Origin of the sequence: Pelagicoccus sp. SDUM812002 (assembly GCF_031127835.1) — a bacterium.
In the GTDB taxonomy this organism is placed as follows: domain Bacteria; phylum Verrucomicrobiota; class Verrucomicrobiia; order Opitutales; family Opitutaceae; genus Pelagicoccus.
The window spans coordinates 114710-135880 of the sequence record NZ_JARXHX010000006.1 but is presented as its reverse complement, the minus strand read 5'-3'; the positions used below and the strand labels follow the sequence as shown (position 1 = coordinate 135880).

The 21171-nt window shown below is 53.0% G+C and carries 25 protein-coding genes; 11 read left to right on the top strand and 14 right to left on the bottom strand.

Annotation, left to right across the window (positions count from 1 at the left end):
- Positions 1-27: 27 nt before the first annotated feature.
- The 8 genes from rpsT to QEH53_RS10960 all read left to right on the top strand — a co-directional run bounded on the left by rpsT (position 28) and on the right by QEH53_RS10960 (position 6288).
- Positions 28-288: a 30S ribosomal protein S20 gene (rpsT, locus tag QEH53_RS10990; protein ID WP_191618883.1), complete on the top strand. Its 261-nt coding sequence runs from the start codon at positions 28-30 to the stop codon at positions 286-288.
- 80 nt (positions 289-368) lie between these two features.
- Positions 369-1181, top strand: a complete 813-nt coding sequence (locus tag QEH53_RS10985; RefSeq protein WP_309023238.1) for a pseudouridine synthase — start codon at positions 369-371, stop codon at positions 1179-1181.
- A gap of 111 nt (positions 1182-1292) precedes the next feature.
- Positions 1293-1388: an AURKAIP1/COX24 domain-containing protein gene (locus QEH53_RS24170; RefSeq protein ID WP_083794420.1), complete on the top strand. Its 96-nt coding sequence runs from the start codon at positions 1293-1295 to the stop codon at positions 1386-1388.
- 472 nt (positions 1389-1860) lie between these two features.
- Positions 1861-2889: a hypothetical protein gene (locus tag QEH53_RS10980; RefSeq protein ID WP_309023237.1), complete on the top strand. Its 1029-nt coding sequence runs from the start codon at positions 1861-1863 to the stop codon at positions 2887-2889.
- A gap of 176 nt (positions 2890-3065) precedes the next feature.
- Positions 3066-3494, top strand: coding sequence for a PilN domain-containing protein (locus QEH53_RS10975; protein ID WP_309023236.1), 429 nt, complete (start codon positions 3066-3068; stop codon positions 3492-3494).
- On the top strand, positions 3491-4081 hold the full coding sequence (locus QEH53_RS10970) for a hypothetical protein (protein WP_309023235.1): 591 nt from the start codon (positions 3491-3493) through the stop codon (positions 4079-4081). Before QEH53_RS10975 ends, QEH53_RS10970 begins: the two co-directional genes overlap by 4 nt.
- Positions 4082-4155: 74 nt before the next feature.
- Entirely contained in the window at positions 4156-4545 is a 390-nt protein-coding gene (locus QEH53_RS10965; protein ID WP_309023234.1) for a hypothetical protein, read from the top strand.
- Entirely contained in the window at positions 4546-6288 is a 1743-nt protein-coding gene (locus tag QEH53_RS10960) for a secretin N-terminal domain-containing protein (RefSeq protein ID WP_309023233.1), read from the top strand.
- Between the two features lie 77 nt (positions 6289-6365).
- Here QEH53_RS10960 and QEH53_RS10955 read toward each other — a convergent pair whose 3' ends face one another.
- From QEH53_RS10955 to QEH53_RS10930, 6 genes are all read right to left on the bottom strand, one after another.
- Positions 6366-6785 (bottom strand): secondary thiamine-phosphate synthase enzyme YjbQ, encoded by a 420-nt coding sequence (locus tag QEH53_RS10955; RefSeq protein WP_309023232.1) that lies wholly within the window; start codon positions 6783-6785, stop codon positions 6366-6368.
- Positions 6786-6803: 18 nt separating this feature from the next.
- Positions 6804-7805, bottom strand: coding sequence for a S1C family serine protease (locus tag QEH53_RS10950; RefSeq protein ID WP_309023231.1), 1002 nt, complete (start codon positions 7803-7805; stop codon positions 6804-6806).
- Between the two features lie 4 nt (positions 7806-7809).
- Positions 7810-8370 (bottom strand): hypothetical protein, encoded by a 561-nt coding sequence (locus QEH53_RS10945; RefSeq protein ID WP_309023230.1) that lies wholly within the window; start codon positions 8368-8370, stop codon positions 7810-7812.
- Between the two features lie 10 nt (positions 8371-8380).
- Entirely contained in the window at positions 8381-9010 is a 630-nt protein-coding gene (locus tag QEH53_RS10940) for a sigma-70 family RNA polymerase sigma factor (RefSeq protein ID WP_309023229.1), read from the bottom strand.
- A gap of 94 nt (positions 9011-9104) precedes the next feature.
- A complete protein-coding gene (locus QEH53_RS10935) occupies positions 9105-10121 on the bottom strand; it encodes a polyprenyl synthetase family protein (protein WP_309023228.1) in 1017 nt (338 codons plus the stop codon).
- A gap of 89 nt (positions 10122-10210) precedes the next feature.
- Positions 10211-11206, bottom strand: a complete 996-nt coding sequence (locus tag QEH53_RS10930; RefSeq protein WP_309023227.1) for a KpsF/GutQ family sugar-phosphate isomerase — start codon at positions 11204-11206, stop codon at positions 10211-10213.
- Positions 11207-11280: 74 nt separating this feature from the next.
- On the opposite strand from QEH53_RS10930, the gene QEH53_RS10925 reads away from it, so the two are divergent.
- Entirely contained in the window at positions 11281-12078 is a 798-nt protein-coding gene (locus tag QEH53_RS10925; protein WP_309023226.1) for a LysM peptidoglycan-binding domain-containing protein, read from the top strand.
- A gap of 44 nt (positions 12079-12122) precedes the next feature.
- Here the strand turns inward: QEH53_RS10925 and QEH53_RS10920 are convergent, their stop codons facing one another.
- The 5 genes from QEH53_RS10920 to QEH53_RS10900 form a co-directional block, all read right to left on the bottom strand.
- The gene (locus QEH53_RS10920) at positions 12123-12578 is read right to left on the bottom strand and encodes a hypothetical protein (RefSeq protein ID WP_309023225.1); all 456 of its coding nucleotides are present in this window, start codon (positions 12576-12578) and stop codon (positions 12123-12125) included.
- A 37-nt stretch (positions 12579-12615) separates the two neighbouring features.
- Positions 12616-13083: a YiiD C-terminal domain-containing protein gene (locus QEH53_RS10915; protein WP_309023224.1), complete on the bottom strand. Its 468-nt coding sequence runs from the start codon at positions 13081-13083 to the stop codon at positions 12616-12618.
- Positions 13084-13175: 92 nt separating this feature from the next.
- Positions 13176-14747 carry a DUF4038 domain-containing protein gene (locus QEH53_RS10910; protein ID WP_309023223.1) on the bottom strand — a complete coding sequence of 524 codons (1572 nt, stop codon included), beginning with the start codon at positions 14745-14747 and terminating at the stop codon, positions 13176-13178.
- A 67-nt stretch (positions 14748-14814) separates the two neighbouring features.
- Complete coding sequence (locus tag QEH53_RS10905) at positions 14815-15255, bottom strand: DUF5069 domain-containing protein (protein ID WP_309023222.1); 441 nt, start codon at positions 15253-15255, stop codon at positions 14815-14817.
- 27 nt (positions 15256-15282) lie between these two features.
- Positions 15283-16782 carry a PLP-dependent transferase gene (locus tag QEH53_RS10900; protein WP_309023221.1) on the bottom strand — a complete coding sequence of 500 codons (1500 nt, stop codon included), beginning with the start codon at positions 16780-16782 and terminating at the stop codon, positions 15283-15285.
- 118 nt (positions 16783-16900) lie between these two features.
- Here QEH53_RS10900 and QEH53_RS10895 point away from each other — a divergent pair, with 118 nt between their 5' ends.
- A complete protein-coding gene (locus QEH53_RS10895) occupies positions 16901-17656 on the top strand; it encodes an exodeoxyribonuclease III (protein WP_309023220.1) in 756 nt (251 codons plus the stop codon).
- A gap of 49 nt (positions 17657-17705) precedes the next feature.
- Here QEH53_RS10895 and QEH53_RS10890 read toward each other — a convergent pair whose 3' ends face one another.
- Positions 17706-18017 (bottom strand): hypothetical protein, encoded by a 312-nt coding sequence (locus QEH53_RS10890; protein WP_309023219.1) that lies wholly within the window; start codon positions 18015-18017, stop codon positions 17706-17708.
- A 200-nt stretch (positions 18018-18217) separates the two neighbouring features.
- Here QEH53_RS10890 and QEH53_RS10885 point away from each other — a divergent pair, with 200 nt between their 5' ends.
- Positions 18218-18871, top strand: coding sequence for a transcriptional regulator (locus QEH53_RS10885; protein WP_309023218.1), 654 nt, complete (start codon positions 18218-18220; stop codon positions 18869-18871).
- A gap of 43 nt (positions 18872-18914) precedes the next feature.
- On the opposite strand, the gene QEH53_RS10880 is transcribed toward QEH53_RS10885, so the two are convergent.
- Positions 18915-19436 (bottom strand): chemotaxis protein CheX, encoded by a 522-nt coding sequence (locus QEH53_RS10880; protein ID WP_309023217.1) that lies wholly within the window; start codon positions 19434-19436, stop codon positions 18915-18917.
- A 219-nt stretch (positions 19437-19655) separates the two neighbouring features.
- Entirely contained in the window at positions 19656-20996 is a 1341-nt protein-coding gene (mgtE, locus tag QEH53_RS10875; protein ID WP_309023216.1) for a magnesium transporter, read from the bottom strand.
- Positions 20997-21171 lie beyond the last annotated feature (175 nt).

Genomic DNA, 21171 nt, shown 5'->3' with positions numbered 1-21171 from the left:
CTTCTGGCGGGAATATCCGCTCCCCTTATGGCAAATACCAAGTCAGCAATTAAGAACAACCGCAAGACGATCGCGCGTACTCTGCACAATCGTTCTCGCAAGACTCGTATCAAGACGCTGGCCAAGAAGGTAGCAGCACTCGCTGCCGACGGTTCTGACAAAGAAGCGCTCAAGGCCGCCGCGATCGATTACGTTTCCGCAATGGACAAAGCTGCGAAAACCAACCTCGTACACAACAACAAGGCGAGCCGCGCGAAGGCCTCCGTTGCCAAGTACATCGCCGGTTAATCCATTTTTCCTCCTCCCATCATGAACCCCCATGCGTTTTACACGATGGGGGTTCTTTCTTTTCCGACCCCAGCCAAAACATGAGCAGCAAGAAAGAATTCATCTCCTTCCCGCCAGGATACTTGGGCAGCCGGCCGGAGAAGTTTCCGTTGATCGCCAACAACGATCGTTATTTCGCGATCAACAAGCCGGCCGGACTTGCTTGCTTTCAGCATGAATGGACCCTCGGCAAGCCAGACCTTTCCATGGCCTTGCGGCGCGAGCTGCTCAATGAGAAGCCGCAGCTCAAGTCACTTGGAGTCGAGGGCCTCTTCAGGACTTTCAACCTCGATCCGGAATTAAGCGGAGTTCTTGTATTCGCGAAGAACGAGGAAAACGAGGAGTTGCTTAAGAATGCGGTAGGTTCTTCGCAACTCGTTTTTCGATTCCACCTCCTCGTGAAGTCAGAGACTGAAGATCGCGAGTTTGTGTGCGATCTTCCCTTGGCGCGGCATTTCCAGTCGAAGTGCATGGTCGTCTCGCATCGGACCGGCAAGAAGTGTGAAACCAGCTTCCGCTTCCTGCGTAGCTACGGTCAGTATCAGCTTTGGGAAGCGGAAACGAATTTCTTGCGAACCCATCAGATAAGGGTACACGCAGCGGAACGCGGTTTGAATGTCGTGGGAGAGGATTACTACAGCGAGGGAGACGAGATTTACCTCTCTCGCATCAAGCGAGACTACATGCGTGGCAAAGGTCGCGAGAAGCCGCTCTATGACAGCCTCTGCGTGCATCTGGTAGAGGTTGAATTCAAGGTCCCGGAGGTGACGCTGGAGCCCGTGCTCGCACCGCTGCCGAGCCGATTTGAGACTTTGCTCAAGCGCTTGGACGAATACCGGGGAGGGCGAAGCTGATAACTCGGCTCCACTCAAGTTGGAGTCTTAATTTCTGCAATTTCTGCTTTACAGGTTTCCGGCGAGGGCCCACGTTCTCGGGCTTTTCCAAAATTTCAAGGGACAAAAACAATGGGTAATCTCAAAAAGAAACGCAGACTTAAGATGTCAAAACACAAGCGCCGCAAGCGCTTGAAGTCGAACCGCCACAAGAAGAAGGCCTGGTAGGCTGAGTTTTCGACTCGGGGCGCCACTTCGCCAGCGCAGCAGCGCGCGAATAGCTCCAATGCTGAAAACCGTCGACTTGTCCCCATTCCGGCAGGCGCCCGACTGAATCGCCTTTCAAAGCCCGAACTCTCCTGAGTTCGGGCTTTTTTGCGTCTGCATCCTGCCAACTCGCCCCTACGTGGTCTCTTGCAGTCTTTCTTTGGGGAAAGCTTTGCCAGAAAATATTTTGGTTCTTGTGTGAGCGGCTCTTAGGAAGGGCTGCTTGGCTTCGAGTGAGCGCTGGCCTGCGGTTCCCTTGAGGGGAATAGCTCAGGAATCAAGTTTCTCTTAGGGTGGGAAATGCGCATCTCCCGATGGTGGATGTCGGCGGTTCCGAATTAGATCACTCTATTGACCTCAACCCCAGCTGGGTGAGTCCGATAGCGTCATATGCACCTCGAAGCGGACAGCGCCTAGGGGACGCAAAACGACAATGATCTCAGCTAAAAAGAAAAATTTTATCGTAGAGTACCGTCCTTCTGCGATCCGAGCTGCCCGCATCAGTTCGGAGACGGCCCCCACGGTCGTCGAGGAGGTCGTGGAGATAGACCTATCGAAGGATGACTCGCCAGCTTCTAAAATTCGCGATTTCGCGAAGGTGAAGTCAAACGCCTACATGCATGCTTTCAGCGCCATCTACCCAGAAGGCCGGTTAGTGCGCCAGGTGTTGTTAGACGCCCAGAGAGGAAAGGAGGTCGAGTACGTCTTCGACTTCCTCCGAAAGTCGGGAGGCGTCAATCCAGACACCTTTGCGGCCTATTGCCTTTCGGCCGCAGACGGTAGTGAAATCGATCCAGCAGCCAATAATAAGAAAGAGATTCTCGTATGCGGCGCTTCGAAGGAAGAGATTTCGGATGCCCAAAATGCGTTAATCGAAAGCGGAATCTACCCGCGACGATTGGAATTGGGTACCTTAGGGACCTTGGGGTCTTTGATAGACGCAGTTGGCAGCGATGCTAGCCGTTCCCCTGTCTTGTTTTTAGAGATAGACCAGCAGTTCACGAACGCTGTGATTGTCGGCCCGAAGGGCGTGGAAATGGCCCGGCGAATAGATTGTGGGGCTAATCATATCGCTTTAGCGCTCAAGGAGGAAATGAACCTAAAGGATGAGGCTGCAGCGGAGAAGATCCTGCAGTCACGTGATTTCGATCTCGGGCCAATCGCTCCGAAGCTTTTGAGAAAACTGCTGAGGGAGCTGCAAAGTTCCATTGGCTTTTTTGAGGTACAGACCGGCAGCTCGGTATCGGAGCTCTATTGCTTAAAGGACGGCCGCTTTCTGCCATGGTTGGAGGGAAGCATTTGCGACCTGCTCAACCTGACGCCGCTTCCCTTGAATCTCGGTCGTTGGTTGGAGGGAAAAGGGGTCACATTTGCTTCGGACGACATCGCCAAGCAGATCGATAATACTTGGATCAGCCTTTTCTCTCTCGCTCTAGAATTTGGAAAAGGAGGGCAGTCGTGATAAAGCTATCGAAAAAGCAGACATCGACTCGCACATATAATTGGCGACCAAACTTTCGCGACTACGAATCGCTTCCTGACATGCGGGCTGTGCGTACGCAGTTCTTCCTGCCGACGTTCGCGATAGCGGTAGCTGGCATATTTTCTGTTTATATACTTTTTCAGGAATACCGAGCGATGAATATCGAAGAAGATATCCAGAAACTCGAGTCTGAGATTGCCACTTACGAAGCGCGTCACGACGAGAAGGTGAAGTATAACGCTGATTTCATGAAGGTCAGCAGGTCGCTCAATGAGATAGTTGAATTCGAGGGCGGCAGGCTCGTTGCGAGCGATTTATTGCTGAGTCTCTCTTCGCGATTGCCCGATGGTATGTACCTCGACCGTGTCGAATACTCCGATGGGATTGCGAATATACAGGGTAGTGTGCTCGTGTCAGCCGAGGAGGCATCTCGGTTAGTTAACGACTATTTGAGATCGATCGAGGGAGCCGATGTGATGCAGGGACTGTTGGATGAATATAAGCTAACGTCTTTGGAAAGAGGTTCTGTGGGCGATGGTTTCGCCTTTCGTATCGAAATAACGAAGAAGGAAGAAAAGAAATGACCTTTGCATCAATATTTTCGTATCTAAAAAAGAATTACATTATTGCTATATGCTCTGCAGTAGCGGTCGTTTGTCTTGGTGTCTATTTTGTCCGAAATGATCAAATTACGCGATTAGAAGCTGATTATGATGATTTGACTGTTCGCCATTCTCGCATTTTGAAGAACTTAAAGTTCGGGGCCGAAATAGAAAGTGATCTGGAAGAGTTAAAAGCAATGGAGTCGGAGGTCGAGTCACGATTATTTGCACCGGAGGATCTTGCGACAAATCAGCGTTATTTCTATCAGATCGAGTCTTCGACCGGTGTGCAGATGGAAAGTATACAGCAGATAATCAAGCCGCTTCCAGATGGTAAGAAAAATAAGAAGGCACGCAAAAAAGCGGAACAGTCGCCGTATCAAGAAATAATATACGATATGAGTGTGCAAGGTGCTTATTCAGAGGTTTTGGCCTTTTTGAGAGCAATTGAAGGAGGCGAGGCTTTTGCTGTTATCGATGCTTTTTCTATCGTAGATGCAAACAAAATGTCGGGAGAGCCTGAGGTAGAAATGCGTCTCTCCGTAGATGTGCTTGGGAGGAAATTATAGTGAGAGTATTGAATGGAATTGTACTGTGCACAGCCGGGATTCTGACTTTGGCAAGCTCCTGCGAATCAGCGATTATGTCTGCTGAAGATCGCGCAGAGAAACTTGGAGAAATCCGAAAGTTACTGAGTGATAGCGTACGCCCGATAGATGAGAGCTTGGTTGAAAAGGCACCGAGCCCTTTCGTGCCGGATAGCGGTAAAAAGGTTGTTGTAGAGGAGAAAGTTGAAGTCGTTTTAACTGACGAAGAACTTCTGAAGGAACTCTCCAATTACGTTAATCCGACAGGCATATTCATGTTTGGTGGGGAATTCTATCTGATTTTTAAAGAGAAAAAACTGAAAATGGGTTCCGGGCTCGGAATTACATACAATGGTGCTGAATACAGCGTCAATATAACTGAAATCACAGGGTCTACTTATAAAATTAGCCGTGGTGATTCGGAGCTACAACTAAAACTTAAGTAAATGCGTTATATGAAATCCAATATTATTATATCAATTGCAGCGGCTACGATCGCTGTTGGCGTACCTGTCCTTTATGGACAGGAGGCTGCCCCTGCAGGAAGTGTTCGCGACGAACTGCAGCAGTCTACTTCAGAAACGAAAGAAGAAGCATCGGGTCCACGTATTACGGATATCGATCGTTTGTTCGAAAATCGGAATACGGGTGAGCAAGATGCAACAGAAGAGGAAAATGGAGTTTCAGCGATCGATGACTCTTTTGCCTCTCCACTTGGCAATGAAATGACTCTTGATGCATCTGATCTCATTTCTGTAGACTATCCAAATGAGGAGATTCGCACTGTTCTCCGTAACGTTGCGGACCTTTATACTCTAAACCTAGTCGTACCTGATACTTTGGTGGGAACCACTTCGATTAAGCTTCGTGATGTAACATGGCGCCAAATTTACTCGGTGATCCTGGATCCGGTGGGGTATACTTTCATCGAAGAGGGATCCATCATCAAAATAGTTAGCCGCGACACTCTCAATTTTGAGCCGCCGATCACGGAGATATTCATGGTCAACTATGCGGATGCTGAATCCATTGCAGCGACTCTTCGCAGTCTCGTCGATGCTGAGGCTGGTGGAGCGGTGCAAGTCGATACACGCAGCAATGCATTGATCGTGTCTGAACGCGCTTCTAGGATGGATAGCATTCGGGCTGTCGTCGAGCGCCTTGATAAGCCAACGCAGCAAGTTTTTATCGAAACCCGTTTTATCGAAGTAACGGATACTGACGTTAAGAATATCGGGGTAAACTGGTCTTCGCTACGCAACTATGGGGTAGGTGTGGGCGAGATAAACAAGCAGTGGGGCTCGTCTTTTGATCGTGATCGAGTTACTAGCGGCAATAGCGATCAATCGAACGAGACGAATCTTGGTGATATCGCATTTTCAAGAGGAGACGCCGAGATGAGTGGTATGGGTGTCAACCGCGGTCGTTTGGTTGACAATATTTCGGGTCAGACCTTGATTGACTCTACCTCGGTTGGAGAAAGCACTTTGATAACCCACGCAGTTAATAACTTGTACTCCCTAGTGGATACGAAAGGTATGACTCGCTCGGCTTCAGCAGTATTCACAGCGGATCAGTTTGGATTTGTTCTGAGCGCTCTCAAGGAGCAAGGCGGTAGCAAGCTCGTTTCGAACCCTACCGTTGTTACGCTAAACAATCAAGAAGCCACCATCAATGTGGGTGAAGAATTTCCTATTCCAAATTATCAGTATAACGAAGAAACAGGTGGGTTCGAAGTAAGCAATTTTGAATACAAGCAAATTGGCGTTAATTTGAAAGTCACCCCTTCAGTCAACAACGCCGGCTTAATCAACCTCAAGGTAGTACCAGAGGTCAGTAGCCGTACCGGGATCGTAAATTTTGGCGGTGCTAGCGGTGCTTCTATACCTTTGATTTCAACTCGCCGCACTGAAACTCAGATTGCTTTGAAGGATGGTTTCACCATGGGAATAGGAGGCTTGATGGAGAGTTCTAATAATTCTGATGACAGCCATGTTCCTCTGCTCGGCAAGGTTCCAGGATTGGGTCGCTTATTCAAGCACGAGTCGAAGACGGAAACGAAGCGGAATCTCCTTATCTTCATAACAGCAAAGATTCTCCCAAGCGAAGAAGCTGACTTTGAGGACGTGTTCTCTCAAGAAATGATGGAAGCATCGGGTGTTGACCCAGTCTCACTAAGAAACCGCTAGAATTCGGATTTAGTTACGTACATTTACTTTAGTTGAGCGCTTCTCGGTTATCCGAGAGGCGCTTTCTGTTTTGGAGCTTATTCCCCAATCACAGTTAGGACCAGAGACCGAGTGTGAGGTGCTCTGCGGTGTTCCCAAGCAAAGAGGCCCTGCCACGTGCCAAGCAGGAGCTTACCGGCTGCAAATGGAATCACTTCAGAACTTCGAGTTAGAGCCATTTTAATGTGGCTCGGCATGTCGTCTGGACCCTCGTAAGTGTGTGTAAAGTGACGATCCTTTTCCGGGACGAGCCGGTTCATAAAGCCTTCGAGGTCATGCCGGGCGCTGGGATCCGCGTTTTCCATCAACACGAGGCTACAGCTCGTGTGGCGGCAAAATACAGTCACTGTGCCGTTCTCAAGTCCGCTCTCGCGGATCGCATTGCGAGCTTGGTCAGTTATCTCATGCGTGCCCTGACCTGGGGTTCTAATGGATATTTCAGAGTGGTAGACTGCCATGGAAGGCAAGCTTGCGAGTCATTTGCTGCTAAGCAACAGCGCGATCTCTCTTTCCTTTTCCGCTCTTTGAATGGTAAGCCTTATGAACTGGTCTTCCTCGCTGAAGAAAAGCGCATCGCGCCATTCGTTGATGCCTGAGATTTCGTTGCCTTCCACACCCAAAATCCGATCACCGGGTAGAAGTCCGATTTGGCTGGCGGTGCTATTTTCCCCGACACTGTCTACCACGAGGCTACGTTCCTGACTGTTGGGATTCGCACGTTCTTGGATCTCGGCGTTTACCCGGGGATGAAAGACTTTTTTGTTTTCGCGAAGTTGAGTCACGATATGCTGTAGTGATCTTGTGGGGACAATGTAGCTAGAGTCTACATCTGGCAGAGATGCGACGCTAACCCCCATGAGGGTACCGTCGCTCGCGAAAACAGGAGCTCCACCTTCAGCAGGACCGGATGATATTCCGATGCGAGTGTAGGTGCAGGGGAATTCGATGTTACTAAAGCTGCTTTCTCGCCCTGTTACGATGCCGAGCTTGGGAGTTGGAGAGAGGTCAAGAGGGCTGGTTATCGCATAGGCCAGAGAACCGATGGGAGGCTCGTCATCAGAAGGAGTCAAATTTATGAATCTGATGCCGGGCGGGGGCTTTGCCACCTGCAAAATGGCAATATTTGTTCTTGAATCTGACGCAATTGGCACTGCCAAGAGCTGAAGGCCGTCCTTTTCAATACGAAGGCGCGGACCCTTTTGTGTAGGAACTGAGTTGGTTAGTACCGTTCCTTCCGCATCAATGTAGAACCCAGATTGGACCGTGAGTGCGACTTGCTCTTTACCAGCGTCATCGATGGTCTTTACCGCGAACTTTACCTTAACGACGCAGTCATGGTAATCTCGATACAGCTCTATCAGACGTCTTTCGCCAGGAATGGCCGACTTGTCCGATTCCAGTTCGCTAGGCGCGGCATCGACGAGAGCGGCGAGGAGCGAAAAGGCGATCCAAGCGAATGATCCGAGGCGAGGATGCATCAAGCTAGTAGTTCGGCTGCTGGCTTAGGATGTTCGCTGTGGCTGTCTGTCCGGCTACGTTTTTGGAAAAGGTAACGGGAGTGGTGTTGAGCTGGTATCCGTTTGCCGTTACGCCTCGGTTGCTGAGCTCATGGACTTGATAAATTGTATCGCTCGGATCGGACTCTTGAGGCGAATCGGCACTGTTCTCGACGCTCACAAGGAAGTAAGCATCTTGCCCCTCGCTTTCTTGGGCTGGGGCGAGCTCGTTTCTACTGGATTTAATTTCGTCGTCCGGACTTTGGTTAAAATGGGAAGCGTTGGTGACAGCGAAGAAAGTGAGCGCCACGGCTCCTGCGGCAGCGACCGGTGGGGCCGCTTTACGTGCGATTATCATGCAGGCGCGGCGGATGCGGGTATGCATGGGCTGAATGTGGACAAAAGTCGTTAGTTGTCGGCTTCGGAACTCCTGTTCGAATTTCTCCCAGTAGGCGGCATCCGGCTTTTCCAGCCGCTTGAGCTTTATGAGTTGGCTCAGGCGTTGGTCAGCTTTGGCTGCAGAGGCTGTTTTGGGGTGTTTGCTCATCGATTTCGGGCTACTGGACGTAGTCTTTCAGTTCGGCTTGCAGAAATTGTTTCGCGTAATGGAGACGGGAGCGGACGGTTCCGACAGATGTTCCGACGATCTCGGCTATCTCCTTGTGACTCAAACCGTCGATCTCGTAGAGAGTGATGACGGTTCGATGTTTGACGGATAGCTTTTGGAAAGCGTCGTTTAGCTTTTCCTGGAGCTCGTTCATCAGCGTGTTTTTGTCGGAATCGGAATCCGTCTTAAGTTGCTCGATGAAGCCTGCTGAGTGATCTTCCTCGCTCATCTTCTCGAAGCTGAAGAAGCGGCGTAGCTTGTTCTTGCGAAGATGTGTAAGGGTGGTGTTGAGGGCGATGCGGTAGAGCCAAGTGAAGAAGCTGGATTTGCCCTTGAACCTTCCGATGGATTGGAAGGCTTTGATGAACGCGTCCTGGGTGAGGTCGGAGGCATCTTCGCGGTTCGAGGTGAGGTTATAGACGACTGAGTAGATGCGTTCCCTGTATTTTGAGACTAGCTCGTCGAAGGCGTCCACATCTCCTTCCTGAACCTTTTGTACGATCAGAAGGTCGTCGTCGGCCTCCTGACGCCGTTCGGGCGTGGAAACCAAGGTCTGTTTGATAGCCTTGCTGATGCTCATCTAAGGGTTGTAGGGATAAGTTAGTCTTCTGTAGCTATACGCAAAATCGCGGAGATTTGAAGTCGCTTTTTTGCTTTTACCAAGTTTGAGCGACCTAGAGGGCATCCACTTGGTTCCAGAGCAGTTCGCTGATGGTGCGAAGATGAGTAGCTGAGGGGTTGTCTTCGAAACTTTCAATGGCTGCTCGGCCTTTTCCGATCTCGTCGAAGATCGTTTGGCGAACTTCCTCGAAGATCCCCATCTCACGAAGCTTCGCTAGCCAGTAGGGTACGTCAGCCTCAATGTTTCCAGCGAGCGAATCTCTCAATGTACGAGACTCGTCGACTGGGAGGCGATCTCGCATGAGGATCAAGGGCATAGTGGGTTTGCCGGTCGCGATGTCGGTGCCGAGCGTTTTTCCGATCTTCTCTTGGGAGCCGAATAGGTCGGTCATGTCGTCGTAAATTTGGTAGGCGATGCCGAGATGGCGACCGAAGGTGCCAGCAGCTTGTACATAGGCATCGTCGAATCCGGCAAGCCGTGCACCGAGGTTGCAGGACACGCGGAAGAGCTCAGCGGTTTTCAGATCAATGACGCGAAAATAGGTTTCCATGTCGAGGTCTGGATCGCCGCGTTGCATGGTTTGCAGTATTTCTCCGGTGCAAACTTGGCGCATGGACACTGCAATGTTGCGACAAACCTCGATAGTGGGAAACTGGGTGGCCAGGAAGACGGCGTGCGAGAAGAGGGCATCGCCGAGCAGCACAGCAGTGGCGTTGTTGTATTTCTTGGCTACGGTGGCTCGGTTGCGTCGGATTTCCGCTTCGTCCATGATGTCGTCGTGAACGAGGGTAGCGAGGTGGATCGTTTCCACTACGGCAGCGAGGCGCACCAGTTTTTCGTCTACTTCAGACTCCTTGTTCCAACCGCTGAAAAAGATGAGGGAAGGGCGGATGCGTTTGCCGCCGGTGTCCATGCTATAAGAGACGTGTTCGCGGATCTCAGGCTCGAACGCTTCGATCTGCTCCTCCAGGTAGGCGTCCAAGGCCTCTAGGTGGGGCTGGAGCAACTGGAACAGCTCGGGGAGCTGCTTGGTGGTGTCCGAGCGGGTAGTTTGAGTCGTGTTCTGCATCGATCGAAATAGGAGTCAGTATGCATCGCATACGACGGTCCCATTGCAAACCCGAATGCGTCGAGCGAGTCGACTTGAGGGAAGCTGCTCTAGACGACGCGGACCTTAGTAAGGTCTTGGCCGTCGATGATGCCGATCGGCCTGTTGAACTGGTCCACGACTATTAGGTCGTCGATGCTGTGTTTTTCGAAAGTTTTGAGAGCTTCTGCGGCGTAAGATCCGCTGGCGATGGTAATCGGTTTTGGCGTCATCACAGTGCTGGCAGGGCTGTCCAAGAAATTTGGGTGACTCAGGATGTAGCGACGAATGTCGCCGTCGGTCATGATGCCGGCGAGGGTGCTGTCGTCTTCTAGCAGGGCGACGCAGCCGGAACTTTTGGCGGACATTTCTGCGAGGCACTCTTTGCAGCTCGCTGACTTCGGTAAGGCCGCAAGCCGCTCGTTTGGCCGCATGATTTCGTCGACTTTTGGCGAGAGCACGCGGCCGAGGGCTCCACCCGGGTGAAATTTTGCGAAGTCTTCTCGGGAGATGGAATTGAGCTCGAGCAATACCATGGCTACGGCATCGCCGATGCCCATGGCGGCGCTGGTGCTGGCGGTTGGGGCGAGTGCGAGCGGGCAGGCTTCTCGCTCTACGATGTAAGCGAGGGTCGCGTCGCAGAGTAGAGCGAGGCTAGATTCGCTTTTGGCGGTGACCGCTATGGTTTGCACTTCGAATCTCTGGACCATCGGCAGAAAGCGCAGGAGCTCGGCAGTCTCGCCGCTATTGCTGAAGGCGAGGACTGCATCGCCTTGTCGGCAGAGGCCGAGGTCTCCGTGGAGGGCTTGTACGGGGTCGAGGAAGGTGGATGGCGCTCCAGTGGAGTTGAGGGTGCCAACGAGCTTTTGGCAGATGTGGGCGTTTTTCCCGACTCCGCTTAGAATGAGCTTATTGCCGCGAGCCAGTGTCTTGTGTAGAATTGAGACGACGTTTGCGAAACCTACTCCGAGCGAGTCGCGGGTTGCCTGGAGGGCGGCGATTTCGATGTCGAGGCAACGTCGGCCTTTGGCGATGATTTCAGGAGTTTCCATGAGTAGGGGACGCAAAACTGTGTAATCGGTATTTAGGACTTGGAAACGCGGCTTGGGATGCTGTCTTATGCACGGAGAGAGGATACTAAATGACGCTAAGGGCAAAGGCTTCCAGACTATTTTTGATAACGCTTTCGGGCTTACTGCTTATGGCGGGCTGTGCCCAGCAGAACTCGCTTGAGGTGTTGAACGAGGATGAGGATCCCATTTTTCGGCGTGCCCGGGACTTGTATGCCCGCGGGATGGAAAACGAGGCGCTGGAGAACTTCCTGAAGCTTATCCAGCGACGTAACGGCAATGCTCCTGAGTCGCATTTAGATGCGGGAAATATCTACTTAAAGCACCTGCAAGACCCCGTTTCAGCGATCTATCACTTTAAGCATTATGAGGCGCTTCTGAAGCGAAGCGACCGTGACGATGCTGTGGAGCGGATCGAGCTGGTGGAAGAGCGCATCAAAGCTGCCAAAAAGGAATTTGCCATGACGTTTGACGCCAAGGTGTACAAGGACCCACTTGAACGTCTCAAACTTTTGGATACGATAGAAGCTCTACGTTCGGAGAATGAATTGCTAAAACGCCAGCTTGTGACAGCACGCAATCGCTTGAACGAGCCACCTCCATCTGCAGTTGCTACGGTGGAACAAGCCCCCGTGCGTACGCTACGAGCGGACACGCCGGCGCGCATCGAGCAGGCTCGTCCTCAACAGGTTAGAGAAAATGTGGCATCGCAGCGTAGCTATACGATCCAACCGGGGGATTCGCTCTACAAGATTTCTCGCCAAGTTTATGGCGACGGGAGCCGATGGCGTGAAATCTTGAACGCGAATCGGGACGTAATACCTGACGAGGGGAGTCTCAAGGTAGGTGCCTCAATTCGGATTCCTTAGGAGAGTTGTCTCGTACCATCCGCATAGCGGTCGATCTTTCTTTTTCACTCAACCCGCAGGATGCGGCGGTCTCCAGCTGAGCCGCCAAGTCCTTTGCCGATGAGTTGGCTGCCGAGCGGAGACTTGGGAGTGAGAACGATGATAGGGCCAACCTCTGTTTGCAGTTCGAGTCCGCCGCGAGCCGGACCGATGAAAAATTGTTCGCGTCCCGCGTTTCCGAGCGTGGTGACAAGCGAGCCAATTGCAGCGGGCCCCGAGTTGGCTTCTTTGCTCAAAACCAAGTTGCGATAGGCCTGAAGGGCCGTTCTCAGGTCTTTTGCGTATCCAGCTTGGGCGCTGGCGACGTAGGAAGTCTCGAGAGCTCGGGTGTCGTACTTGTTTTCAGGGCGGGATTCTTCGTCGGTAGCCTCCTCGGCACTCTCCAATGCGGCTTTGGAGGCAGATGTGAGCTCTTGCTCAACGATGCCGATTATGCGATCTACTATTTCTTGCTTTTGCATGGGCGCGACAGAGGAAGCCCGATCGCGAAGCGTCGAACTAAGCCGGATCCAAATCGCGCGTGTCGTATTCGCAAGTCAACTTAGAGGTTTCGCCGAGCTTGTCGCTGAGAATAGTGACGAGGCTAATTTTTGCCCGAGCTTTTCGGGAGAGCATGCGAAGAAATTGTTGCCATTCCTTGTCGCTGGGAAGGCTGCAGGTGGCGTAGATATGGTTGGAATTCGAGTCGATCTCGCGCGTTTTCCCGAGGTTGGCTTGGGTCAGGCTAGTGAAGGGCTTGTAGTTGAGGCGTTGCAGGGAGATGTGCAGGAACGCCCAGCTGGCGAGATTGCAAAGGTTTAGTACGCAGGTGTCAGAGAATCCGTCGTCGGTGACGGTATTCACGAACTTGGGGGCTGAAAGCTTAAGCGATTTGTCGGTCGCTTCGACGACTTGACAATTTATCGCTTTAGAGAGGGGTATTCGAGTATGGAGAAACTCTTCGACGCGGTTTAAGGGCAATTCCATTGAGTGGAAACGATGGCACAGGCACAGGGAGTTGTCGAACAGGGAAAGAGATATTTACTGTTGGAAATGCCAGTCAGCCTGTACTTTACAGACTAATTACGTTGTATCCATAGAACCCAGTCTCCTGGTTCTGGCGTGAGGAAGATAGTAGACGCTTTCGTTATTTCGACCTGCCCTTTCCATTCTCCCGTTGTCGGGCTGAACCAGCGCGCGGTGCCGTTTGCGAACGGGAGTTCAAGATTGAAAGTGGTGAAAATGTCGCTCGCGCTGGCGTTTTGGTCTGAGTAGAAGCCCTGTCCTTTCTTGCCTGAGTGGCCATCGTGAGAGTCGGGGTTCGCGACGTAGATGATACAACGGTCGCTCTCGGGGGAGCGCATGGACTTCGCGAGTAGGGGCTTGTTGCCGCTCAGGGAATCGTCGGCGACCCAGCCTACGAGGGATCCGCAGGTTTCGCGGATAAATGTCTGGATGTGTAACAAGTCGTGCGCTCCTGACTTCAGGCGGGCGGAGTGGCACGCGTCGTAATAGCCAACGATGCCGGCGTGATGTCCTCGCCCTTGTCCGCTAGTATCGAGACCTTGGTAAGTGGGATGTCCGCCTGATAGCAAGACGCCCCAGAAAAGGCGTCGAAAGTAGTAGCGCGGCTGGAGGGGCGCGAGCTGGTACTCGGCACGGTCTTGGTCGAGCACAAGCGGCTTGTTGGTGAGGCTCGCATTTTCAGCGATGTAGGCTCCGTCGACCTGGCCGAGCGAAGAGAGGGAGGCGTAGGAGCACCACTTTTCGCGATCGAAGAGAAAGGTAGCGTAGCGTGGCAGCCCGCAAGTAATAAGGGAGTGCCACGGAGACTGTTCATATACCGTCTTCCCGAGTCGGGATAGAGCTTGAAGGGTGACGGCGCTGTCTTTAGCGGGATCGATATTTGAGGCGAGGTTCCAATGCACGTTGGCCAAGGAACTGAAACGCTCAGTTATATATGTCACAGCCAGATGGGTGAGGGGATCCCCTTCCTCGAAACGGTCCAGTTCCTCGCGATCTTCGGCGAAGAGGTCCAGCTGCAATTGCATGCGTGGATAGCGATTGAGAGCGTAGATCAGCCGTTTCTCTACCTCGTCCCAGAAGGACAGGTTGAGCTGCTTACGATGGCTATCGAAGAAATTGGCTGTAGATTTCGCGTTTTCAGCTAGGCGAACGCGAAGCTTCGTGAAACCGGCTTGTGCAGCCTGATCGATATAGGAGCTCCAGTTTTCCTCTTTTGGGGCGAGCAAGTTTTCTGCAATGTCGCCGCTATGGATGAAGTAGTTTCCGTTGTCGTAGACGAACTGCCTCGGGTCTTGTTGAGAGGTGCGAACTTTTCCGGGAAGGTCCGATTCCTCCACATGGATGTTACCGCTAGCGACACCTTTGCCGGCTGAGCTTTTGGCTTCCCATTTCCACTCGCCCGCCTCGGGGAGGTAGCATCGGGAGATGGCCTTGCCTTCTTGGGTGGCAAACGCTTTCGCCGAGATACGTGCACCAGATGGTAGGGAGAAGGTCAGATTGAGCGGCAGCGACGGTACGCGAGCGGTGACTACGTGTTCGCCGGCGAACTCGAGTTGATGGCATCCGCCGCGTTTTGCTGGATGGCTACCTGTGCTGAGAATATCCCGTTCGGTGGTGGTTGGCATGAATACAAGAATCGATGGCTTTTGCGGAGAAGTTGGAGGTGGCTCCCGCAGGTTGTAGTCCTGTATGTTAGGGGATTCGTTCTTCGTCAAACTCGATCATGTCGGCGAAGGTCATCAGGTCGACGCGCTCTTCGATGCCCATCTTCTTCTTGGCGGTGTCGAGTGCTTCACGTCCCATGGGGCTGAGCCCTTTTTGAACGACCTCGCGGTTCCACTTGGCGATTTTTAGGTCTTGGGGAAGAATCTCCGCAAGACGCCGATCGATTTCCGCATCGTCCGCGCTCTCGCGTACGATGGTTTCGACCTCGTCAGGATCGATCTCGAGGTGGAGGCAGAGGAACCTATCAAAGCCCTTCTTGTAGTTACGCTGGTAGGATTTTCCCAGTTCGCCTTTTACGGCCTTTTTCGCCTTAGCGATAAAGCGCGGCAGATGAAGAAGTCCGCATGCGTGCGGGATGTACGGGGAAGGGAGGTCGTAGTGAACGACGCCGGTATCTGGACGAGACATGATGTTTGCGGCTTGTATTCGGAGAGGCTAGGAATCGAGACCCTTTGCGAGGGCAGCAATAATGGTTTCGACGGGTTCTTGGCCGACCGCGAGTCGCATGAGTTCGGGGTTGATGCCTGCACGATTGAGGGTTTCTAGGCCCTCTTTCGTAATAACGAGCGAATAGTGGGCCAAGAAAATGTAAGGGCACAGCAAGGTGGAGCCCATGCCAAAGCTCGGGCCCTTGGGTAGTGGCGTCGCGTCAAAGAAAGCTCCGAAGTCGCCCTCTACCTCGAAGGAAATGAGTCCTCCGATGGCGTCGGGATGCCGGGCTATTTTTTCGAAATTCTTCCTAGAACGCCCCTGCTTTGCCCAGTGAACGACCTTCACCTTTGGGTGGGTTTCCAGGAAAGCGACTACTTCCGCAGTATTGCGATTTACGGTTTCGACGAGTTTAGCGTATCCGGGAAGTTGATATGCCAATCGCGAAAGATCGCGGGAATAGGGTGGTTCGACCTCTGCCTTGATAAAGTTGAGAATTGCGTCGCGGTCGGGGCATTGTTCGGTGACTGCGATAGCTCCCAGCATGACGTCGCCCTCGTTTGCCGCATATTTTGTGAGGCTGTTGACGATGATGTCTGAGAAAGGTGCGACGTCGATGTTTGCGGGCGAGGCCACCGTGGGGTCGACGATTAAGTAGGTCCCGTACTGTGTCGCCAGTTCTCGAATACGCTGTAGGTCCATGGTTTGGATGAGCGGGTTGGTGGGCGCTTCCGTGACGATGCCCGCGACGGTGTCGCCGTGTTCGGCGAGCGTCATTTCGAGATTGTCTAGGTCAAAGACGTCCAGCACCTCGATGTTTGCGGTGTGGTCTCCACTTAGTTTATCCAGGATGTGCATTGTATCGGTGTAGAGCCAACCGATCTTGATCCAGGAGTTACGGCCTCTCGGATATTGGATGGAACGGACCGCTTCGAAGGCTGCAAAGAACGCGTTCATGCCGGTATTGGTCAATACAATGGCATCACGTTCGGTGCCGAGCAGAGGCGATAGGGCGTCGAGTATCGCTTCGGTGGCGTCACCCTCGAAGAGCGCTTCTGTCTGTGGCGCTTCTCGCAATCCTTCGGCTACCAAGTAATCCTCCGCTTGGCGGCCGGATAAGAAACCGCCGACGTGCTGTAGAAAGCTCTTGGCTTCCTTGTTTAGGTCGGGATCGGTGTGTATCCGGATGCAGGATACTCCACGGTGTTTGATCAATTTGCTAGGCGTCGGCAGGAGGTGGGCTTGCAAACGCTTAGCCATGTTTTCGGAGGAAGTGGGCCAGAGGGAGTGTCCTGGTGTCTCGAAGAGGCGTTGCCAATGCGTTTCGATCTCCCGCAAGCAGGTATGTAGAACGAAGCGTGGGTATCCAGAGGTCAGTTTATCGATGGTTTCGGGGCGTTTCTCCTCGTAGCCAATTACGTCCGCCATAGTGGGTATGCTCACTGACACGGCGTGCAGCGAGTCTGGAATGGCTTGGCCCAAGGGGATGTGTTGTCCGGCTCTCATTGGATAGGTAGGCGGGCACTTTAGGGGGCGGCTTAGGCTTGTCCAGCGCTAGATCGCGAGAGCGGATTTCTCTTCCTTTCGGTTTGATGCACGCTGATTGGTCGGTATGACCAAGCGGATGAAGTTCGTTTCTTGGAATGTGAATGGTATCCGTGCGGCGGTAAAAAAGGGTGCGATGGATTTTTTTGAGGCCAATGGGGCCGATTTTATCTGTCTGCAAGAAACGAAGGCCACCGTGGATATCGTAAAGGATTTCGATTGGGGGAAGGGAGCCACGGTGCTTGCCAGTGAGGCCGTGAAGAAGGGTTACTCCGGCACGGCGATTATCGCCCGCGAGGAGCCGGAGTCGGTTTTTTACGGGTTAGGAATCGAAAAGCACGATGGGGAAGGGCGGGTGGTGACTGCGGAATATGCGGACTTCTATTTGGTGACGGTATACACGCCGAACGCCCAGAACGAGTTAAGGCGACTCGACTATCGCATGGAGTGGGATCGCGACTTTTTGACTTACGTCAAGAACTTGGAATCGACCAAACCTGTGATCTTCTGTGGCGACTTGAACGTTGCCCATACCGAGAACGACTTGGCGAATCCGAAGACGAATCGAAAAAACGCTGGGTTCAGCGACGAGGAGCGAGCTGGGTTCGACAACCTCTTGGCCGGCGGTTTCGTGGATACTTTCCGTGAATTCACGCAAGGAAAGGGCCACTACTCTTGGTGGAGCTACCGAGCCGGTGCACGCGCGAGGAACGTCGGGTGGCGGATCGACTACTTCCTTATCTCAGAGGCTTTGCGTCCGCAATTGAAGAAGTCGCGAATCCTACCGACGATTTTGGGATCCGACCATTGTCCAGTGGAAATGACTTTGGGCTGAAGCGGACTTAGTTAGCCGAATTTCGAATTCGAGGATCGGGCTTTCTCAGCTATGCCTCGTCTGATTCAGCGGTTTCCATATCCGATGGCGGGAAGCCACTGTAGTGCGACTTCGGGTATACGGCGCGGCGCTGGGAGCGGGGCTTTATAAGGCTGCCCAAGATGCCGCCTATGGCCAAACCAATAGCAAATCCGATCGCGATACCGAAGGCGGCATTACCAGGGTAGCTGCTTGCTCCAATCGCTCCGAAGGCCACACCCAAGAGCAAACCGATATTCGCTCCGAGTGGGGTTTGGGCACGACGGTCGCGGGAGCGAACTCTTACGCGGTCTGAGGCTCTAACTATAAGTAAGTCATCCATGTTTATTACCCCGATCGGTCCGTCGCGGGTGAGTGGCGTTTACTGCTTTTTTACTATATCGCTGTGCGTGGATTTGTCGATAGGGGAGTTGATTACATCGCAGTGGGGGAATCTTGCTGGATGTTTGAACTCACGGGCGTACAGCTGCTACGGTGAGGTTTGGGCTCGATCTTTAAGAAAGAATATCCTTGGTTAATGCCATGCCTTTGAAGAATGGGAGTTACAAAGGGGCCACTTGGGCGACCCGGCGTGCGTTACTCGACATGCTAAAAATGCGTGGCGAACTCTCCAGTCTGCAGATGGCGGAGGAGCTGGGCGTCTCGTCGATGGCGATTCGCCAACACATGCAGGAACTCGAAGCGGCTGGCGACGTTCATTCGGTTGATCGACCTCAGGGGAAAGGGAGACCGACCAAGTTTTGGTCCTTGGCAGCGGGAGCGGCGCGCCACTTCCCAGACCGCCACCGCGACCTGATGCTGGATCTTTTGAGTAATGTACAGTCGGTGCTCGGCGAGGAAGCGATGAATCGGTTGCTCGACGAGAGGGGAGATGAGCAAGTCCGCCACTACGGTGAACGGGTCAGAGGTCAGGATACCTTAGCAGGCCGCGTGAAGGAGCTGGCGAAGCTTCGCAGCGAGGAAGGCTACATGGCAGAGGCCAATGTGGTAGGCGACGGGGTTTTCACTTTGGTGGAGAACCATTGCCCGATTTGTGCTGCGGCTGCCGCTTGCGAAGGACTCTGTGCTCGGGAACTCAGTGTATTCGAGCGAGTGCTAGGTCCAGACTGCTCAGTAGAGCGTGTGGAGCATATTATCTCCGGCGCCAGGCGTTGCGCCTACAGGATTCGGAGGTAAGCCCCGGCAAATACGACTGGGGCGAGAGACTTTTAAAACCAGCCTAGACGCGTTTTGAAAGCAGGAGGTCGGCGTAGATGTTCAGACCAGCCACTTCGAAGGTGAAGCGGTACTGTTCTGCCGTTCCAGCGGTGCTGATCGCCATGCGTTTGCCTTGCACAACTGTCGGAAGCGTGAGCGTTGAGGGCAGCCCGAGATCGGCAAGCTTGTTTTTGAAGGTGCCGGCGAACATGTTGGTGAGTTCTCCGCAAACGTCGCGTACGACATCGTCATCGAGGTCTTCGCGATCAAGTCCGGTAATCTTCGCACCTGCTCCGTATGCGAAGTTTTCCGTCATGAAGAGGTAGCACACACCGTTAATCTCACCGGCGAATCCGACAGAGGAGGCGAACATGCGTTTCGAGTCATCCTTTGCGGGATCAATCTGTGGGCTGAAAGCTTGTTTACCGGAATAAGCATCCTGACCTACGCATGTACACTCCATGCTCGCCATGGTATCGATCACCTTGATTAGCGATGAGCTTAGAAATTCGTGGATTTTTCCGACGGGTACAGAAACGGACATGTTTGTGGGATTCTTGGTATCGGCTGCTCGATTCTCGGAGATTGCTTAGGAGTAGTTAGGTTTCCGAGTGATAGACGGAGCAAATGTAATGTGCGAGGTCAGCGTTGCAGCGAAAGTGGCTTTTGTCGATTAATCGGAACAATTCGCTGTAACTGAGACGTTTGCGAGTCTGATTAGCGGGAAATTTACTGCTGCTGGCTGCTTCTCTGAAAATCGGAGTTAAAGCTGCAAAAAGTTGAGGGCGAGGCTGGCCAAGCTGAGGAAAAGGAAGAAGCCCATGACGTCGGTTACGGTGGTGACCATTATGGAGGATGCCAAGGCGGGGTCGACTTTCACAGCCCGTAGTCCGATGGGGACGAGCACACCTGCCATCGCAGCCGCCAGTAAGTTCAACTGCATGGCAAGGCAAACCACTCCGCCAAGTACCCAGCTGCCCATCCAGAGCCAGGATATGAGGCCGACGGCCGTGCCGATTACCAATCCAGAGACGACCCCGATGGTGATCTCCTTGACGAGGACGCGTCGCCACTCGTTGTCTTCGATTTCACCAAGTGCAAGGGAGCGAACGACGATGGTAAGGGTTTGGGCGCCTGCGTTTCCACCCATGCCGCCGACGATAGGTAGGAATGCGGCTAGCATCGCGTATTTGATGAGGGTATCTTCGAACATGGACACCACCCACGCTGCGAGAAAGGCGGTGCCGAGGTTTATGAGCAGCCAGGGAATCCGGTTTTTGGCGGATCGCGTCCACGGGGTGGTGACCATTTCCTCGCCGCTCAAGCCGACCATGCGTTGCATGTCCTCCGTGGCTTCTTCCTGAATGACGTCGATTACGTCGTCAGAAGTTACGAGTCCGACGAGTTTGCCGAAGTCGTCGACGACAGGAAGGGCGAGGTAGTTGTACTTCTGGAAAATGTTAGCGATCTCTTCCTGGTCGGCGTGTACGCTAATGGAGCGGACGTCGTTGATCATGACGGCCGAGACCTTGAGTCTAAGGTCGCGGAATAGCAGGTCGCGCAAGCGCAGTACCCCCTGCAAACGACCGTTCTCGTCGACTGCGTAAACATACAGAGCGTTGTCTTGGTCCTCTTCCTCACCGCGCCGCACGGCTTCGCGAGCCTCGGAAAGGGCCATGGAGGTCAGGACGGTGTGTACCTCCGTCCGCATGATTCCGCCAGCGGTGTCCTCCGGATACTCGAGCAGGTTGGTGATCTCCTCGACATCTTGGTCGGGGAGTTGGTTCATGATGGACTGCAGGCGTTCTGGTGAGACTTGGCCGAGGGCGTCCGCGGCGTCGTCGGAGTACATCTCTGGGATGATTTCGGAGACGCGATCCAGCCTCATATTCTCCATGAGGTCTGTTTGGATCTCTTGAGGAAGCTCAGTTAGGATTTCGGCGACATGTTCGTCGCTGAATTGGCGCAGAACGTCACGTATTTCGTTGAGGTCGCGATCTTCGATCTCTTCGGCGACATCGCTCGGGTGCATCTCCTTCAACCGGTTGATATCGCGGTCGAAGGCGGTGCTGACAGCTTGGGTCTGTTCTTCCCGTTCCTCCATGTCTGTTGGTTAAGACAAATACTAAGGCTGGCAGCAAGAGCGCTATTTTGTCTTCACGCAAAAAAGCGGTTACGCCGTGCTTTGTAGCCTTGTGTGGTTCCAGAAGTGAGCTTGTATCCGGAATCACATGCCATTCCTCGACTGCGTACCTTACCAATGCCCTCTGTTTCTTAGG

Bases quoted from the DNA above. Each gene is read 5' to 3' on its own strand.
- rpsT (WP_191618883.1), top strand. From the start codon at position 28: ATGGCAAATACCAAGTCAGCAATTAAGAACAACCGCAAGACGATCGCG.
- QEH53_RS10985 (WP_309023238.1), top strand. From the start codon at position 369: ATGAGCAGCAAGAAAGAATTCATCTCCTTCCCGCCAGGATACTTGGGC.
- QEH53_RS24170 (WP_083794420.1), top strand. From the start codon at position 1,293: ATGGGTAATCTCAAAAAGAAACGCAGACTTAAGATGTCAAAACACAAG.
- QEH53_RS10980 (WP_309023237.1), top strand. From the start codon at position 1,861: ATGATCTCAGCTAAAAAGAAAAATTTTATCGTAGAGTACCGTCCTTCT.
- QEH53_RS10975 (WP_309023236.1), top strand. From the start codon at position 3,066: ATGAATATCGAAGAAGATATCCAGAAACTCGAGTCTGAGATTGCCACT.
- QEH53_RS10970 (WP_309023235.1), top strand. From the start codon at position 3,491: ATGACCTTTGCATCAATATTTTCGTATCTAAAAAAGAATTACATTATT.
- QEH53_RS10965 (WP_309023234.1), top strand. From the start codon at position 4,156: ATGTCTGCTGAAGATCGCGCAGAGAAACTTGGAGAAATCCGAAAGTTA.
- QEH53_RS10960 (WP_309023233.1), top strand. From the start codon at position 4,546: ATGCGTTATATGAAATCCAATATTATTATATCAATTGCAGCGGCTACG.
- QEH53_RS10955 (WP_309023232.1), bottom strand. From the start codon at position 6,785: ATGGCAGTCTACCACTCTGAAATATCCATTAGAACCCCAGGTCAGGGC.
- QEH53_RS10950 (WP_309023231.1), bottom strand. From the start codon at position 7,805: ATGCATCCTCGCCTCGGATCATTCGCTTGGATCGCCTTTTCGCTCCTC.
- QEH53_RS10945 (WP_309023230.1), bottom strand. From the start codon at position 8,370: ATGAGCAAACACCCCAAAACAGCCTCTGCAGCCAAAGCTGACCAACGC.
- QEH53_RS10940 (WP_309023229.1), bottom strand. From the start codon at position 9,010: ATGAGCATCAGCAAGGCTATCAAACAGACCTTGGTTTCCACGCCCGAA.
- QEH53_RS10935 (WP_309023228.1), bottom strand. From the start codon at position 10,121: ATGCAGAACACGACTCAAACTACCCGCTCGGACACCACCAAGCAGCTC.
- QEH53_RS10925 (WP_309023226.1), top strand. From the start codon at position 11,281: ATGACGCTAAGGGCAAAGGCTTCCAGACTATTTTTGATAACGCTTTCG.
- QEH53_RS10920 (WP_309023225.1), bottom strand. From the start codon at position 12,578: ATGCAAAAGCAAGAAATAGTAGATCGCATAATCGGCATCGTTGAGCAA.
- QEH53_RS10915 (WP_309023224.1), bottom strand. From the start codon at position 13,083: ATGGAATTGCCCTTAAACCGCGTCGAAGAGTTTCTCCATACTCGAATA.
- QEH53_RS10910 (WP_309023223.1), bottom strand. From the start codon at position 14,747: ATGCCAACCACCACCGAACGGGATATTCTCAGCACAGGTAGCCATCCA.
- QEH53_RS10905 (WP_309023222.1), bottom strand. From the start codon at position 15,255: ATGTCTCGTCCAGATACCGGCGTCGTTCACTACGACCTCCCTTCCCCG.
- QEH53_RS10900 (WP_309023221.1), bottom strand. From the start codon at position 16,782: ATGAGAGCCGGACAACACATCCCCTTGGGCCAAGCCATTCCAGACTCG.
- QEH53_RS10895 (WP_309023220.1), top strand. From the start codon at position 16,901: ATGAAGTTCGTTTCTTGGAATGTGAATGGTATCCGTGCGGCGGTAAAA.
- QEH53_RS10890 (WP_309023219.1), bottom strand. From the start codon at position 18,017: ATGGATGACTTACTTATAGTTAGAGCCTCAGACCGCGTAAGAGTTCGC.
- QEH53_RS10885 (WP_309023218.1), top strand. From the start codon at position 18,218: ATGCCTTTGAAGAATGGGAGTTACAAAGGGGCCACTTGGGCGACCCGG.
- QEH53_RS10880 (WP_309023217.1), bottom strand. From the start codon at position 19,436: ATGTCCGTTTCTGTACCCGTCGGAAAAATCCACGAATTTCTAAGCTCA.
- mgtE (WP_309023216.1), bottom strand. From the start codon at position 20,996: ATGGAGGAACGGGAAGAACAGACCCAAGCTGTCAGCACCGCCTTCGAC.